This is a genomic window from Chryseobacterium sp. CS2K3, from assembly GCF_059515185.1.
In genome coordinates, this window is record NZ_JCAKRW010000004.1 from 24,602 (window position 1) to 39,128 (window position 14,527).

The following is a 14,527-nucleotide window of genomic DNA, read 5'->3' on the forward strand; positions in this document are numbered from 1 at the left end:
AATGTTTAAAGTTGTAACATATTCTTTTTTGGTTTCTGCTTCATTGTGGAGCTGTATTCCTGCTTATAGTGTAACTTCTAAAGAATACAGAAAAGCAAAGGCAGATTTTCCCAAACAAAAGGTTTTTGTTGCGAATAAAGAACTTAAGGAAGAATATAAGATTTTAAAGCATTCCGATATTTATGAAGTTGTAGAAGACAGTACCAACGCTGCTAAATTAACATTACATCCAATGAAAATTTATACTCCACCGTGTGGAAATCCTATTATTGGAAGCATGATTACAGTAGGTTTGATGCCATCTGTATTTCCTTATGATGTTTCTTATAGCTACGATATTGCAGAGAATAATACAACGAAAAATAATCAATACAATTTACAAGTTTATCAAAGCTTTTGGCTGTTTAATATATTTAGAATGGGCAAAACTTTTTCAAAACAGTCAGGGAAAGCATTGTTAGGAAGTTATATCGCTTCCAATAAATAGATCCCGTTATATTTTTCAAATTAAGAAAATATGAACAAGAAAATTCAATTATTATCCATATTATTTTTAGGGGTTTCGTCGGTGGCGTTTTCCCAGATCAAGGAGGAAAAACTGGTTCTTAATAAAAAGAGAGAACCGGAAGTGAAGAAGATTGAAAAGAAGAAAACTTCTGTAGAAACAATTAAAAATTATCCACCGGAAGAAAAATCTCAGAACCCTGTGAAATATAGCATCACAGACGTTCCTGCGGTTTCTGATTTTAAAACTTCAACGATCCAGGGAGAAGATGTGGCTCCAAAATTTGACGGGACAGCTCAGAATAATTATGTTCAGTTTGGAATGGGTAACTATGGAAAAATCCTTTTGGACGGAAATGTTTCCAAAACCCTAGAGAACAAATTTGAAGTAGGAGCAGACGTTCATTTACTTTCTACAAGTGGGCTTAAAAAAGATTACGACTGGAAATCAAAACAGACATCTGCAACCATTGGAGCGTTCCTTAATTCTTATGGTGAAAAAGGAAAATTCAATATCAATGCTGAGTATGGATTAAATAACTATAATTACTATGGTATTTATGCCTTACAACCGTCAGGAGATGTAGATTTGAAACAAAAAGTGAATCAATTTAAGGTAAACGGGTACTATGATTTCTACTCTAATGAGATTTTAAATGATATACGCGTTAAATCTTCGTTTTTAAAGGATCATTTTGATGCTCAGGAAAATCAGGTTTCCATTCTTGCCAACCTTTCTAAGCATGCTGTAGAATTAGGAAAATCAGGAATTAATCTGAATGCAGATTTGGGAGTAGGTTTAGAAGCTGTAAAAACAGATTTTGAGATAGGGAATAAAAACTCTTCCAATTTCTTTAATACCAGCTTAGTACCAAAGGTAACTTTCAGAAAAGGTGAATCTTATTTAACATTAGGATCTTCATTCTCTTTCCTGAATGCTAAGAATTCCAATATTCTGATGGACCAGATGAAAAATAATAAGACGTATTGGTTCCCGCAAGCTGAATTCCAGGTAGCAGCTGCTAAAGAATTTAAATTCTATGGTGGAGTAGACGGAGGTCTTAAGCTGAATACTTACGGAGATCTTTTACAGGCGAATCCGTATATTATATCTGATCAGTATTTAAAGCCAACAGAGACCAAATATCATTTCTATGTAGGTTTGAGAGGAGATATCGATGAAACTTTAAAATATGACTTCTCAGCAGGCTTCGGAAAGATGAAAGACATCATGTTCTTTAAAGCAAATACCCTTTTTGATAATGTTTACACCCTGAATCGTTCTGCTTATGATTTTGCCAATACATTCTCTGCGGTATATGATGATGGAAATGTAAGTGATATCAAAGGAAGTGTGCAGTATTTCCCATTAGAAAACTTAATGATTGACGGGGAAGTGAGATTCACCAAGTACAATTTGAAGAATTTCGAGAATATTTACAATGTTCCTTTACTGAACGCAAGCATCGGAGCTAAATATACAATGCTTGACAAGAAACTATTATTAGGTTTCAAAGGAATCTTTGCAAGTGACAGAACTACAAATTCTTATGCTATTGAAGGCGTAGGAAGTCCGAATATGATTTTCCAGTCTACGGAGAATACTAATGATAAAGTTGGTGGCTATGCAGATTTAAATCTTTCTGCAGAGTATAAAATTCACAAAAATTTCAGTATTTTCGCACTCGGAAATAATCTTCTAAGCTCAAAATATCAGACGTACAAAGGATATAAAGTTCTGGGTGCTCAGATTTTGGGAGGTGTTAAGATTACTTTCTAAAAATACGCAATAAGCAATGAATGATAAGTAATTTGAAATTACTCATTATTTATCATTCATTACTTATGAATATGGCTGCATAGTTTAATGGATAGAACTTCGGATTTCGGCTCCGACAGTGAGGGTTCGAATCCTTCTGCGGTCACTAATTGCCCCTATTTTAGGGGCTTTTTTAATGCTCTATACACAGTTGTATACACGGAAAGAGTTTACTGGTTTTTATTAAAAGGAAAAGGAACTTGCCTTTTTATATTATTTGTTATCCAGCTATCAAACAGTGTTCGCATAATATATAGCCCCGATATCTGTGGCTTTTATTTTATCCTAAACTTGTTTCTGACTTTACTTTCAAAATCCATCTCCTTTTTAGTGATGGAAATGGATTGGTCAAGCAGTATTCTTTTCAAAGCAATTTGTTCATATACTATTTCCAGCTGCTTCAATAGTTTGGCTTTCTTTGTAATTAGCTTGTTGAGATTGTCATTCATACTATTTCTTTCTTATGCCTTCCCAATCATCTGTGATTTTATCATATAAGTGGTGAAAGGGATTGGGTTTTTATATTTCTTCAAATAAAATACCTAAAAACATACCACAAAAATGCAGATTTCTTTAAACGGTGATGTACATGGCATGACCATTGTTATTGCTAATACAGGTTTTTAAGAGAAACTTTATTTAACACCACATCACTTTACTTATAATTCATTTTGAACTCTTACCTCCCTATTGACACGGGAGGTTTTTTTATTTGGCAGCATTGTATTTTTTAGATTCTTAATTAAAATATAGATGTAATATAGGAGATAAGTATAATTAAACTTTTAAATTAGCATAATCGACGAAAACCAAAGTAAAAAAATAACAGCTATCCACGCCTATTTTTCATTGAAAACTTACTCAATTTTAAACGTAGTTTAAAGATCATTTAAATCATATAAAGAGGTTATCTCACAACTCGTGAAAATTATCTTTTTTATGAGTTTTTCCGTATTTTTATACGAGATGGGTTTTCATTTAAGTGGTTCTCAAATAATAAAAAACTTTTAGAAACTACGTATTCCAGTACTTGTGAATAGGAAAATAATCGTATACTTGTTAAAGATCAAAATATTAATAATTAAGCAATTATGAAAAAAATATTATTTTTAGCACCGTTTGGTATTGCTGGATCTATAAGTGCTGTATCTATAACAGAAAGCAAAATTGCAAATGAAAATACTAAAAATGTAGGATCCACTTTGGATATAATAGGATATACATTATTAGGTCCTGCTAAAATTGAATATGGTTTAGGTATAGTGGACGGGTCTGATGCAAGTTGTATTGTTTATGGAACTTATTATACTGGAGATAACGGTGTTTCCATTTTTGTAGCAGGTAGTAATGCAACAAACGCTTCAATGGGTCTTCCTAAATGTTCTGGTGCTGGTAGCTATCAAGCATAATTTTAATATATTTCCATTATGAAAACTTTTAGTATTTTATCTTATTTTTTGCTTTTTTGTTTTTTTGCAAATTGTTCATCTGTAAAAAAGAAATCTATAGTTGATTACAATATAAAACCTGATAATAAATATTTTAATATCGAATCAGTTCAAAATCAACAAACAATAGTTCTCATTGATAATAAAGAAGCATCTATGGCTACTTTAAAAGAGTATATGAAACAAGATAAAATAAAAAATCTAAATATTATAAAGGATAGTATGGAAATTGAAAAATTAAATTATCCAACAAAAAAAATTAAAGCAATTATTGTTGCTTCTAAAAAATAATGGAATGGTCGCTAATACGACCATTTTTAATTTATTATTATGAAAAAATACTTTTAGTTACACTTATATGTATCTTCTCATTTTCTAAGGCTCAAAAGATATCATTTCAATCGGATAGTTACCAACAGTGTTAATTTATACTTAGGAAAAAGTTAATCAATCTTTCAGGATGGAAATAGAAGCCAGATATAAAACTGAATCCGATGGAAAAAGATTAAATAAAAAAGCACCTTAATTGGTGCTTTTTTACTTTAGTCCACTGGTGAAACAGGGGCTATTTTTTGTAGTTATTACTGATAATGTCCAGGCTTAGGAAAATGTAATTTTTCTTTTGCCATTCTTTACAGGAATTTGTTTCTTTCTGTGCAGATTGAGAAATTTAAAATATGATCAAAGATCCTATTAAAATATCGTTAGCTTCAACATCTTTATTGAATTGATCTATGACTATTTTTCCATGTTTTCCATGGCTTAAAAATACAGAGAAATAAAGTTTAATCCTTCAATTCCTCCTCATTTTTCGGCTTAAAATTTCTTCCTACACCTTGTTTAAGGAATGTTATTTTTCCTTGTACTTTCTTCGCTTTTTCTAGTATTTCTAAGGCTTTAGTTCGTTCGTTAACTTTGCCAGCGTGTGTTATATTGTCTTGAATATCATTTTTTTTCATATTTAAATATAGTGATTTTTTTTGACAAAAGCAAATTAACGTACAAATTATATTACCACCTTATATGAAGCCAATACCTGAGCTATTTTACGTCAGGTTCTCTATTTCTAATCAGGTTCTCCACAGACGAAATTAAAGACAGCTTCAGCCATAGATTCAGGTATAATTCTTTCCCATTCAGAATTCATGGTCTGATCTCTTAAAACAATCCCTTTATTACTGTATTTAATTACCCTATCTAACTTAGTCTCTTTTTCTGTACAATTAATATTCGAACTGCTTATTGTGTGGTCTCCAGCTATCGTAGTCCATTGTCCTTTCTTATTCTTGACTTTTTTTTCAGGATATTCAATCTTTAACCATATTGAATAGACATCATCTTTATATGTTTTTCTTATATCTTTAATATAGTATTCCATTTTATTGACTGATGAACCAATATAACTCCAATCGGACTGCCCAAAACAAAAAGCATACGTGAAAATTGATAAAAAAGAAATAATAATTTTCATAATTAAAAGTTTTGACAAAGATACTATTTATCGGAACCTCTTCCCACAAAATACACTTATAACAACGTTTATGAAAATAGAGAAGAAGATAAGATGAAGCTCAAAAAATAACCGAAAATCGTACTGTTTTCTGCAACAAAATAATAAGGATGATGCTTATAACTACATTTTATCTAATATTTCCAGAGCATTAAGCCTGCCTGATAACCAGCTCCTAAGGTCCATATAAGAATATAGCTGCCTTGTTGTAACGCCTTTACATTTTTTTGATACTGATCTAAAGCTAAAAAAATACTTGAAGCGCCGGTATAGCCTAATTCTTTTGAATAAAAAGGAATCTTATCCTCCGGGATATTATAATAATTACGAATAATATCAATATTTTTCAATGATAATTGAGAAAATAAAAACAAATCTATATCTTCAATTGTTAGGGTATGCTGATGCAGAAAATTTTTGATATAATCTAACGCAAAATTTACACTTCCGCTTCCATCAAAGCCGGTATCCCATATTGTAACATCATCGGAATTATAGCATGAATAGCCTTGTGGAGGGAACAAAACAGTATCAACAAAACTACTGTCTGTATGGTATAAGACATCAATTAAGCCTGAATCAGAATCATCTTTCTCTACAATAAAAGCAAAAGCAGAATCTGAGAAACAAAACGCAGTGACAGGATTTTTTCGGTCCAATATGGATGAAAGCTTTTCGGCACAAACAATTAAAGCATTTTGTGCTGTATTAGAAACAGACAAATATTTTGAAGCCTGGTCCAATGCAACAAAAGCGCCGATACAATTGGCATTAATATCATAACAGAGGGTATTCGGCTTTCCACCTAAAGCATTATGGATATTAATAGAATCACAAGGTATATGATGCTCAGGGGTCGTGGATACAAAAATAATCATATCTATATCGTTAATCGACCTATTGCTTTCCTGAAGTACACCTCTGGCGGCTTCTATTCCCATAGTTAAAGTTGTTTCTTCAGAATTCTCCGGCAAAACATATCTGTTATTTCTGCCAAGAGCAGATTGAATCTTTCGCATTGAAATACTTTGTTCTTCAAAATACTCGATGACGGTCTCGTTACTTTCAACGTTATCAGGATGATAAAAACAAGTGTGCTGTAGTTTCATTGATTAGAGTTTAATTAATTCACACATTAGTAACTTATTCAAAGATATATTAAATTATAAAGCTAAAGAAGTAATTAGGTTCATATTGTAATAGTTATCATGCTTAAATTCATGAAAATGGATACTAATTCAAAATATGGGGAAAATACCTATATAATATTTCATCAATTTGAAGTATAATTGTCATCAGAAAACATATAAACACAATCAAAAAAATACAATTAAAAGATGGAGGAAATACAAGATAATCCAATAAGCCCACGAAAGTCAAAGCGCAGAAAGCAAATTATTATCATAGGATCTGTTTTAGCATTAGTTTTGGTAACTACAGGCGCTTACAAATACATTGATGAAAAAAATAAGCGGGATGCTGCGGCTCTAGCATCAGATGAGGCTGTTGTACATGAAGCATTAGATTTTGCTAATGCCAGTTCTTTAGCAACACTCGAAGATTATGATTATTGGAAAGCCTCTATTTTTCCTATTGATGCCTATGATGAAATTCGGGAGAATCACAAAAGAGCAATTGTTAAAATGTTTATGGATAATAAGTATACGACTTCTGGAGAGTATTTTCTGACAAAAATAGAGAATAGAGCCAAAAACGTTTTTGCCTTTGGAAATTTCACTGGAAGAAGTGATAAAGAAAGAAAAGATCTCGCTTTTTTAATTGAAAAATCTGATTATCAGAGTAGTGCGCTTTCTATCATTTCACATGAAGGACATATGCTGTTCTGGAAGGAATATGACAATGAACTTCCTGTAATAAATTCATTCCCGAAAGGCAGTAAAATTTATATGGACAAAATGGAGCTGGAATCATCACCTCTGGATGGTTTAATCATAAAATTTAAAGGTAGAAAAGAAGCTTTGTTATACGATTCAAAAACAAAAACTTTTGAATCCTTTTACCAATATACCAATAATGATATCAAAGCAGCTAATGAAGAAGAAAGATATATTGAGGAAGAAGAAACCGATTCTGTTGAGGTCCCGGATTAAAAATACATCACTTTTGACTTCATTCTAGATAAAAGAGATAATATTAATAGCCTGGGAATCTTTTTAAGTACTCCCAGGCTATTGTTTTATATAGTTTTAAACTACTTCCGTGATGAATTCGGTTTTGGAAAACAACATCATTCAGACCAAAGTAATAATGTTTGGAAAACAGATGTGAAACGAGGAAAATAGATACAAATTATAAAAATATCACAAAATTGTAATTTGTGCCTCTAAGAAAAATATTAATTCAAATTATAATTAGCAATAACAAGACTCAAAATGAAATGAACATAGTTTTGCTCAGCCTCTTTTCTGTTAAGTAACTTGTTTTTATATTCGTAAGAACTTAATACTCTTGCTAATCTTTGATAAGTTTCAAAATCATCTCCCTTAATCTTAACTCTTGTATTGCCATCTTTTCTACTGATCATCTCATTATCTATCGTTCTTACCTTAAATAAAACTTCACATAATGTAGGGCGAGCCTTCATTGATCCTATATATCTTTCAACCAGATTAATCTTGAATGCATCAAATATGATGTTGTGAAAAACAATTTTAGAGTTAGGCTCCTGCGTATTGAGCTCAAGCTTATAATTCATTATAAATTAAATTTTGGTAAATATAGGCTTAATTATGCCAAAAATTAGCTTTATTTAATAGAACCTTCCCATAATAATGATCGATTTTTGCCTAAATTATCTTAAATGTAATCTGTTTAAAGATATTTTTTCTGCATAAAAAAAACGGAAAATAAGATTTTAACGAATGAAATATATTGATAATAAGCGTTGTAGAAATATCTTTTTGAAATTTTAAAAAATCACTTTTCAGAAAAATAATTCAACAATCTTTGAAATGTTAAAATAAAGTTAAATTTTTTTTGAAATACAATTTAGACAATTTTAAAAACAACGAAAGAGATAAACATTTCTATTGATCTCATTTTAATTTATATTGTTAAAGCATTTTATTTTTTTGCAGCTTCCTCTTCCTTATATTTTTTGGCTTCCTCCAAAATTCCCTGGTAAGTCTTGTTTTCCAAAGTTTCTCCCTTCAATTTTGATCTTATCAGCCAGGCTGCAAATAAACCCGCATCCTGTTCGTTCCATTTTTTACTTTTAACAATAGCTTCTAAGTCCTCAGCCATAGTAGCTTCATTATATTTTTTATCAGTAGGATTTGAACAGGCAGTTAGAGCGATGAGACTACATACAATAAGAATTTTCTTCATGATGTTAATTTGCTTTTGATGATTAGTTTTTACAATAATAATTAAAATAATTTAAAACGAAATACGCTAAATATTAAATAAAAAACAGCATCATTAGAATTCTAACAGTGCTGTTTGCATCTAGTGTTTTTTCCAAGTGATCGGCATCCAAAATGATCATTTGTGTTAGTACAGCTATTATTTTTGCTGTCTCAAATACCTAATCATTATTTATATTCATCATCATTTCTTCACACTACTTTTACTGAGGGAACCATCTGGCAGAGAATTCAATTGAGGTACCTCATCATCAGTTCACACTGTTTACTGAGGCTTTCCTTTTGATCCTGCGAGTGGTCTGGAACTTTAATTCATTAATTTGAATATTTCTTAATGTAATTAAAATTGTTTTTCATTTTTTTACCTGCTTAGTGCTTTTCTATATATAGAATGGTTTAGTTTGTGGCAAATATACAAAATAAGACACTATGAAGTGTCTAAAATAACAAAAAAAATTCATAAACTTGTAGAATTGAATGACTCATCATGGAAAGAAAATCAGCAGCAGGCAGTATCCGTAATAAAGAACGTAGTAAAAAGAAATTTTTAGATGCCGTTGGAAAAATTCTGAAAACCAAGGGTTATGCAGGATTAAAAGTGAATGATATTGCTTCTACAGCAGGAGTGGACAAGAAGATGATCTATACCTATTTTGGTGGAATGGATGGGCTGATCGATGAATATATTCGTTCGCAGGATTATTGGATTAAAGTTACAGATGACAAAATTGATAAGATAATACCTGACATCAATGATGGTGGAAAACAGTTTATCGAAGAAATGCTCTTGTCTCAATTTGATTATGTCTACAAAAATAAAGAAGCTCAAAAACTATTGCTTTGGAGTATATCCGAATCCCGAAAATCTTTAAGAAAGCTTATAGATACTCAGGAAGAAAATGGTGAGCATATTTTCGAAAATATTTTTAAACCACATTTTCAGGATAAATCTGAAGATTTCCGTGCAATAATGGCAATAATGGTTTCCGGACTTTATTATCTGAACATGTTTGCTTCCGTAAATGGGAGTATTTTTTGTGGTCTTGATATGAATTCTGCCGAAGGACGTGAAAGAATTAAAAGAGCAATCTCTTTTTTAGTAGAGCAAAGCTATGATAACTTATAAGTTTTGCAGGAGACACAAATAAATTAAAATTACACTTTTAAATAAAAACAGCACTATTAGAAATCTAGTAGTGCTGTTTACATTTAGTGCTTTTACCCTTAGTGTTCGAAATAGGTGTTAATTTTTCTCATCCTAAACAGTGTTTTAAATATATAGAATGGTTGTTAGTTTGTGCAAATATATGAAAAAAATGAAATAAGACACTTATTAGTGTCTAAAGTTTTAAAAAAATTCATAAACTTGTAGAATTGAATAACTAACCATGGAACGAAAATCAGTAGCAGGCAATATCCGGAACAGGGAGCGGAGTAAAGAAAAATTTCTTGATGCAGTAGGGAAAATCCTTAGAACAAAAGGACATACAGCATTAAAAATAACTAATATCGCAGCTACGGCTGGTGTGGATAAGAAAATGATTTACACTTATTTTGGAGGTATAAATGGTCTTATTGATGACTATATCCGTTCGCAGGATTACTGGAGCAAAATGACTATTGAAGAAGTTGAAAAAATTAAGCCCAGGTTAGATGATGGGGGAAAAACATTTATGGAAGAAATGCTGCTTTCCCAATATGATTATGTTTACAAAAACAAAGAAGCGCAGAAACTTTTACTTTGGCGTCTGTCTGAATCCCGAAAATCATTAAAAAAACTTACCGATACCCAGGAAGAAAACGGAGAATATATTTTTAAACTGATGATAGATTCATATTTTGATGATCGTTCTGAGGATTTCCGGGCAATATTGGCAATAATGGTCTCAGGGCTTTATTATCTGAATATGTATGCTGAAATGAACGGTAGTATTTTTTGCGGAATAGATGTTAACAGCCTTAAAGGGCGTGACAAAATTAAAAGTGGAGTCTCTTTCCTGTTGAAGCAAAGCTATGAGAATCTGTAACCTTCTGTAATCAAATTAAAAAATAGGCAATTTCTTACCTCTTTACTTCCTGTCATTTCACTTATACACATTGTTTTTATTCAATTTAAGATTGTCTAAATAAACCTTATCTTCTAGTAAATTATCAAATATTTAATGTGTTAAATAGCGGAGACTCTATATATTTGCAGCTCAGTTATTATATTCCCACAACATTAAAAAAAACTAATAAAAATTGAAAAGAGTAGTCAGTCTGATGCTTGTGATTTTATCCGGTATAAAATTGTCAGCACAAGATACATATGTGTTTTTCGGATCATTCAACCGGGATAAAGAGAAAGAAGGAATCTATGTCTATAAGCTTGATACAAACAAAGGCAAACTCTCGAAAGTAACCTCTTTCAAAGGAATTGTTAATCCTTCCTTTTTAACCTTATCTCCCAACGGAAAATATATTTTTGCATGTACCGAAAGCAAGATGAAGAATGGCGGAAGTGTAAGCAGTTTTGAATTTAATCCAGAAAAAAAATCATTGACATTCATTAACAGCCAGAAAAGTGGTGGCGAAAACCCTGTGTATGTGTCTGCGCATAAAGACGGAAATTGGCTGATGGTTGGGAATTATACCGAAGGAAGTACGTCTGTTTATCCTCTTGCTGAAAACGGAAGAATAGAGCCGAGTGTTCAGAACTTTCAGTTTTCGGAAGGAAGTATAGATCAGAACAGGCAAGACCGCGCTCATATCCATTCTACAGTTTTTTCTCCAGATTATAAATATGTTTTCTTACCCGATTTAGGAGCAGATAAGATCAGGGCTTATAAGTTTGAAAGCGATAAAAAAGAACCTTTACAAAATACTGAAGTACCTTTTACACCCACTACTCCGGGAAGCGGACCAAGACACTTTACCTTTCATCCAAACGGTAAATTTGCTTACTGTATTGAAGAAATGGCAGGTGCAGTGAGTGCTTATGCTTATGAAAATGGTACTTTAAAAAATATTCAGAGGATTAATACGCATTCTGATGAGATCAAGGATAATTTTGAAAGCTCAGATATTCATATTTCTCCGGATGGAAAGTTTTTATATGCCTCTAATCGTGGAGATGAGAATAATATTGCCATATTTTCAATTCAGAATGATGGAACGTTGAAAACTGTAGGTTATCAGGCTACAGGCGGAAAACATCCAAGAGTTTTTGCTATTGACAGTACCGGGAAATTTCTTATTGCCACCAATGCAGCAAGCGGAAATGCCACAGTGTTTAAAAGAGATTTTGAAACAGGATTACTAAAGAAAACAGGAAAGAGTGGGAAAATGAAGAGTGTGTCTTCTGTTCAAATCAGGAAATATTAAGAATTATAACGCAAAGTCCGCAAAGAAAAATAATAAGAAGAATTTATTTTTTGGTCGCAAGGGCACTTCGTTCAGCAAATGGGGGGAAGTTTTTTTGCTGAGTGAAACGCCTTCGCGCTCTTATAATAGATTCTTTTTATAAATATCTTTGTGCTCGTTAGCGTTAAAAATAAATGTTCGTTTTATTAAATGCTGAGTGCTTGAAAATATAAAAGCAGTGATTAATTCACTGCTTTTTCTTTGTTAACGGCTTGGTTCATAAATAAGATAACTCCAAAGAGTAAACTGGCAATGATCAGATATCGCCATGAAAGATCCTTTTGGTCTGCTACAGTTCCGCTCACGGAAATAATAAAACTGGTAACAGAAGTGATTACATATACAAGCCCGCCCATCAATCCGCCTGCGGTTCCTGCATTTTTAGGGAAATATAACATACTTGTTGTGAAAAACGAGGTAAACAAAATCCCTGAACAAATATGGATAAAGAATGCAAAAGGAATCATGATGAAAAGACTTTCCGCAAAGTAACTTGTAGCGATCAATCCTGCAATAAGAATCAATTGAAGGATAATCGGCTGTAATATTCTTGGTTTGAAATCTAAGGTTAATCTTCGTTTTCCCAGGAAACCGCCTATCATCCATGAAAAACCTAAAATCAAGGTACAATATCCAATTACTACCGGTGTGAAATGAAATGTATTTTCAATAATAAACGGTCCGGTAATATTGAACAACATCACAATAGAGTAGCTTAAACCTAAGATGATGATTCCCAGCATAAAAATCTTGTTTTTAAGCATCATTTTATACAGGCTTATATTCTCGGAAAGATCCAGTTTCTTTTTCTGTGGAAGGCTTTCACCACTGAAGAACCATTCAAACAGAAATATAAATCCTGCATAGAAAGCTAGAAAGTAGAAGTTAGCATGCCAGTTAAAAAGCTTTTCAAGATATCCGCCCAGAAAAGGAGCCAGAATAGGACCTAGTGACCATGTAATTGTGAAATAGCTCAAATAATGCTTTACCCTTTCCGAATCATAAATATCTACAAAAATAGCACGGGTAGCCACAACAAGCACAGATACTGCAATCCCCTGAAGGATACGAAGCAGGCAGATTAACAAAATACTATTTGTAGTAGTGATTAAAATGCTGCTCAATATTAACACAAACAATGCAAGTAGTTTAGGGCGATACCTGCCAATACTGTCCAAAATTCCACCTATGAATAGCTGAGAAACTCCATAGCTCAATAGGTAAGATGTTAAAGTAATCTGTATATCTTTTTCCGAAACCATCATTTCCTTTGCCATAGAAGGGAAAGACGGCAGGTAAATATCAGTGACAAATCCCGAAAGCGGGATAGACACGAATGCCATAATGGTTATTAATCTGATGCGTTTTTCAGATGCTTCTCTCAACATAATCATTCATTTTTTACAATGCAAAAATACGTCAGGAAATACAGAAGTGAATTTTAAAAGACAAAGTAAAAATTACAAAATTCAAATATCTAAAAAGAATTCTTAAATTTCAAAGGTGAAGTTTGTGCATGTTTTTTAAAGAAATTGTTAAAGTGGGAAGGTTGTTCAAAACCAAGGGTGTAACCAACCTGGGCGATATCCCAGTTAGTATATTTCAACAGATTTTTAGACTCTTCAAACATTTTTTCCTTAATAATCTGGGTTGTGGTAAGATTAGTAACAGATTTTACTGATGAATTCAAATGATTCACATGTACATTCAGATGATCTGCAAAGTCGGAAGCTGTTTTTAAAGCTAAAGGATAAGCGGGAGAATCCAAAGGAAACTGTTTATTGAGTAATTCATCAAATAGTTTATAGAGACGTACATTGGCAGGAAGTTCATTCAGGCTTACATCTTCCACACGGCTTTCCAAAGCAAGGTGTAACAGAGAGGCAAGGTTACTTTTAATACCATTGCAGCGAAAAGGGTACGAAGAATGATTCAGTTTGTACATCTGCTCAAAATACATGGTGGTCAATTGTATCTGTTCCTCATTCAGGAACACAAACGGCTTGCTCCATTCCTTGAACAAGGATGTTTTTTTAAATAGATTGAATTCTGAATTTACATTAAAAAATTCCTGATTAAAAAGACACGAGTAGCCTTCCTGAAAATCATCATCACATTGCCAGGTATAAGGAATGTTAGGCGATGGAAAGAAGAGCACAGGTCGGTCAACATGCAGGGTGTGGGTTCCGTAATGAGCCGTTCCCCTTCCTATAATAAAGCAGATTTTATAATAATCCCGTCGGTTGTAAGGGCTTTTAAAACTGCAGTATTTTCGCGGAATGATATTGAAATGTGACTTTCCGGACTCAAAATCTGCATCCGACATTTCCACAAGATTTCTACGCGTACGTTTATAATAGTCTTCTATAGTTTCAAGTTGAGCACTCATTGTTTCAGAATTATAAAAATCAAAGATAAGTAAATCTTTTGTCTTTTAGATTTACTTATCCTGATTGAT

General features: G+C 32.3%; 15 protein-coding genes and 1 tRNA gene. 9 read left to right on the forward strand and 7 right to left on the reverse strand.

All coding sequences use genetic code 11. From position 1 onward, the window contains the following. Position 1: 1 nt before the first annotated feature. The 5 genes from AC5YGG_RS07465 to AC5YGG_RS07485 all read left to right on the forward strand — a co-directional run bounded on the left by AC5YGG_RS07465 (position 2) and on the right by AC5YGG_RS07485 (position 4,062). Positions 2-487 carry a hypothetical protein gene (locus tag AC5YGG_RS07465; protein WP_496143909.1) on the forward strand — a complete coding sequence of 162 codons (486 nt, stop codon included), beginning with the start codon at positions 2-4 and terminating at the stop codon, positions 485-487. A 30-nt stretch (positions 488-517) separates the two neighbouring features. Then, positions 518-2,284, forward strand: a complete 1,767-nt coding sequence (locus tag AC5YGG_RS07470; RefSeq protein WP_496143910.1) for a TonB-dependent receptor — start codon at positions 518-520, stop codon at positions 2,282-2,284. 73 nt (positions 2,285-2,357) lie between these two features. Continuing rightward, a tRNA-Arg gene (locus AC5YGG_RS07475) sits at positions 2,358-2,429 on the forward strand. A gap of 985 nt (positions 2,430-3,414) precedes the next feature. Beyond that, positions 3,415-3,732, forward strand: a complete 318-nt coding sequence (locus AC5YGG_RS07480) for a hypothetical protein (protein WP_496143911.1) — start codon at positions 3,415-3,417, stop codon at positions 3,730-3,732. Positions 3,733-3,750: 18 nt separating this feature from the next. Beyond that, positions 3,751-4,062 (forward strand): hypothetical protein, encoded by a 312-nt coding sequence (locus tag AC5YGG_RS07485; RefSeq protein ID WP_496143912.1) that lies wholly within the window; start codon positions 3,751-3,753, stop codon positions 4,060-4,062. 494 nt (positions 4,063-4,556) lie between these two features. On the opposite strand, the gene AC5YGG_RS07490 is transcribed toward AC5YGG_RS07485, so the two are convergent. The 3 genes from AC5YGG_RS07490 to AC5YGG_RS07500 all read right to left on the reverse strand — a co-directional run bounded on the left by AC5YGG_RS07490 (position 4,557) and on the right by AC5YGG_RS07500 (position 6,390). Continuing rightward, on the reverse strand, positions 4,557-4,730 hold the full coding sequence (locus AC5YGG_RS07490; RefSeq protein ID WP_496143913.1) for a hypothetical protein: 174 nt from the start codon (positions 4,728-4,730) through the stop codon (positions 4,557-4,559). Between the two features lie 107 nt (positions 4,731-4,837). Continuing rightward, positions 4,838-5,242, reverse strand: a complete 405-nt coding sequence (locus AC5YGG_RS07495) for a surface-adhesin E family protein (protein WP_496143914.1) — start codon at positions 5,240-5,242, stop codon at positions 4,838-4,840. Positions 5,243-5,415: 173 nt separating this feature from the next. After that, positions 5,416-6,390, reverse strand: a complete 975-nt coding sequence (locus AC5YGG_RS07500) for a ketoacyl-ACP synthase III (RefSeq protein WP_496143915.1) — start codon at positions 6,388-6,390, stop codon at positions 5,416-5,418. A 228-nt stretch (positions 6,391-6,618) separates the two neighbouring features. Here AC5YGG_RS07500 and AC5YGG_RS07505 point away from each other — a divergent pair, with 228 nt between their 5' ends. Further along, complete coding sequence (locus tag AC5YGG_RS07505) at positions 6,619-7,392, forward strand: hypothetical protein (RefSeq protein WP_496143916.1); 774 nt, start codon at positions 6,619-6,621, stop codon at positions 7,390-7,392. A 245-nt stretch (positions 7,393-7,637) separates the two neighbouring features. Here the strand turns inward: AC5YGG_RS07505 and AC5YGG_RS07510 are convergent, their stop codons facing one another. Continuing rightward, the gene (locus tag AC5YGG_RS07510; protein WP_065393178.1) at positions 7,638-7,997 is read right to left on the reverse strand and encodes a prevent-host-death protein; all 360 of its coding nucleotides are present in this window, start codon (positions 7,995-7,997) and stop codon (positions 7,638-7,640) included. A 368-nt stretch (positions 7,998-8,365) separates the two neighbouring features. Beyond that, complete coding sequence (locus AC5YGG_RS07515; protein ID WP_496143917.1) at positions 8,366-8,629, reverse strand: hypothetical protein; 264 nt, start codon at positions 8,627-8,629, stop codon at positions 8,366-8,368. A 525-nt stretch (positions 8,630-9,154) separates the two neighbouring features. Between AC5YGG_RS07515 and AC5YGG_RS07520 the strand changes: the two genes are divergently transcribed. From AC5YGG_RS07520 to AC5YGG_RS07530, 3 genes are all read left to right on the forward strand, one after another. Next, positions 9,155-9,793, forward strand: a complete 639-nt coding sequence (locus tag AC5YGG_RS07520; protein ID WP_496143918.1) for a TetR/AcrR family transcriptional regulator — start codon at positions 9,155-9,157, stop codon at positions 9,791-9,793. A gap of 262 nt (positions 9,794-10,055) precedes the next feature. Further along, entirely contained in the window at positions 10,056-10,694 is a 639-nt protein-coding gene (locus tag AC5YGG_RS07525) for a TetR/AcrR family transcriptional regulator (RefSeq protein ID WP_496143919.1), read from the forward strand. Positions 10,695-10,908: 214 nt separating this feature from the next. Beyond that, positions 10,909-12,030 carry a lactonase family protein gene (locus AC5YGG_RS07530; RefSeq protein WP_496143920.1) on the forward strand — a complete coding sequence of 374 codons (1,122 nt, stop codon included), beginning with the start codon at positions 10,909-10,911 and terminating at the stop codon, positions 12,028-12,030. A gap of 221 nt (positions 12,031-12,251) precedes the next feature. On the opposite strand, the gene AC5YGG_RS07535 is transcribed toward AC5YGG_RS07530, so the two are convergent. Both AC5YGG_RS07535 and AC5YGG_RS07540 read right to left on the reverse strand, forming a co-directional pair. Beyond that, the gene (locus AC5YGG_RS07535; protein ID WP_496143921.1) at positions 12,252-13,457 is read right to left on the reverse strand and encodes an MFS transporter; all 1,206 of its coding nucleotides are present in this window, start codon (positions 13,455-13,457) and stop codon (positions 12,252-12,254) included. A gap of 89 nt (positions 13,458-13,546) precedes the next feature. Continuing rightward, the gene (locus AC5YGG_RS07540; RefSeq protein WP_496143922.1) at positions 13,547-14,458 is read right to left on the reverse strand and encodes a helix-turn-helix domain-containing protein; all 912 of its coding nucleotides are present in this window, start codon (positions 14,456-14,458) and stop codon (positions 13,547-13,549) included. Positions 14,459-14,527 lie beyond the last annotated feature (69 nt).

Coding starts and splice junctions, on each gene's coding strand:
- AC5YGG_RS07465 (WP_496143909.1), top strand. CDS start 2: ATGTTTAAAGTTGTAACATATTCTTTTTTGGTTTCTGCTTCATTGTGG.
- AC5YGG_RS07470 (WP_496143910.1), top strand. CDS start 518: ATGAACAAGAAAATTCAATTATTATCCATATTATTTTTAGGGGTTTCG.
- AC5YGG_RS07480 (WP_496143911.1), top strand. CDS start 3,415: ATGAAAAAAATATTATTTTTAGCACCGTTTGGTATTGCTGGATCTATA.
- AC5YGG_RS07485 (WP_496143912.1), top strand. CDS start 3,751: ATGAAAACTTTTAGTATTTTATCTTATTTTTTGCTTTTTTGTTTTTTT.
- AC5YGG_RS07490 (WP_496143913.1), bottom strand. CDS start 4,730: ATGAAAAAAAATGATATTCAAGACAATATAACACACGCTGGCAAAGTT.
- AC5YGG_RS07495 (WP_496143914.1), bottom strand. CDS start 5,242: ATGAAAATTATTATTTCTTTTTTATCAATTTTCACGTATGCTTTTTGT.
- AC5YGG_RS07500 (WP_496143915.1), bottom strand. CDS start 6,390: ATGAAACTACAGCACACTTGTTTTTATCATCCTGATAACGTTGAAAGT.
- AC5YGG_RS07505 (WP_496143916.1), top strand. CDS start 6,619: ATGGAGGAAATACAAGATAATCCAATAAGCCCACGAAAGTCAAAGCGC.
- AC5YGG_RS07510 (WP_065393178.1), bottom strand. CDS start 7,997: ATGAATTATAAGCTTGAGCTCAATACGCAGGAGCCTAACTCTAAAATT.
- AC5YGG_RS07515 (WP_496143917.1), bottom strand. CDS start 8,629: ATGAAGAAAATTCTTATTGTATGTAGTCTCATCGCTCTAACTGCCTGT.
- AC5YGG_RS07520 (WP_496143918.1), top strand. CDS start 9,155: ATGGAAAGAAAATCAGCAGCAGGCAGTATCCGTAATAAAGAACGTAGT.
- AC5YGG_RS07525 (WP_496143919.1), top strand. CDS start 10,056: ATGGAACGAAAATCAGTAGCAGGCAATATCCGGAACAGGGAGCGGAGT.
- AC5YGG_RS07535 (WP_496143921.1), bottom strand. CDS start 13,457: ATGTTGAGAGAAGCATCTGAAAAACGCATCAGATTAATAACCATTATG.
- AC5YGG_RS07540 (WP_496143922.1), bottom strand. CDS start 14,458: ATGAGTGCTCAACTTGAAACTATAGAAGACTATTATAAACGTACGCGT.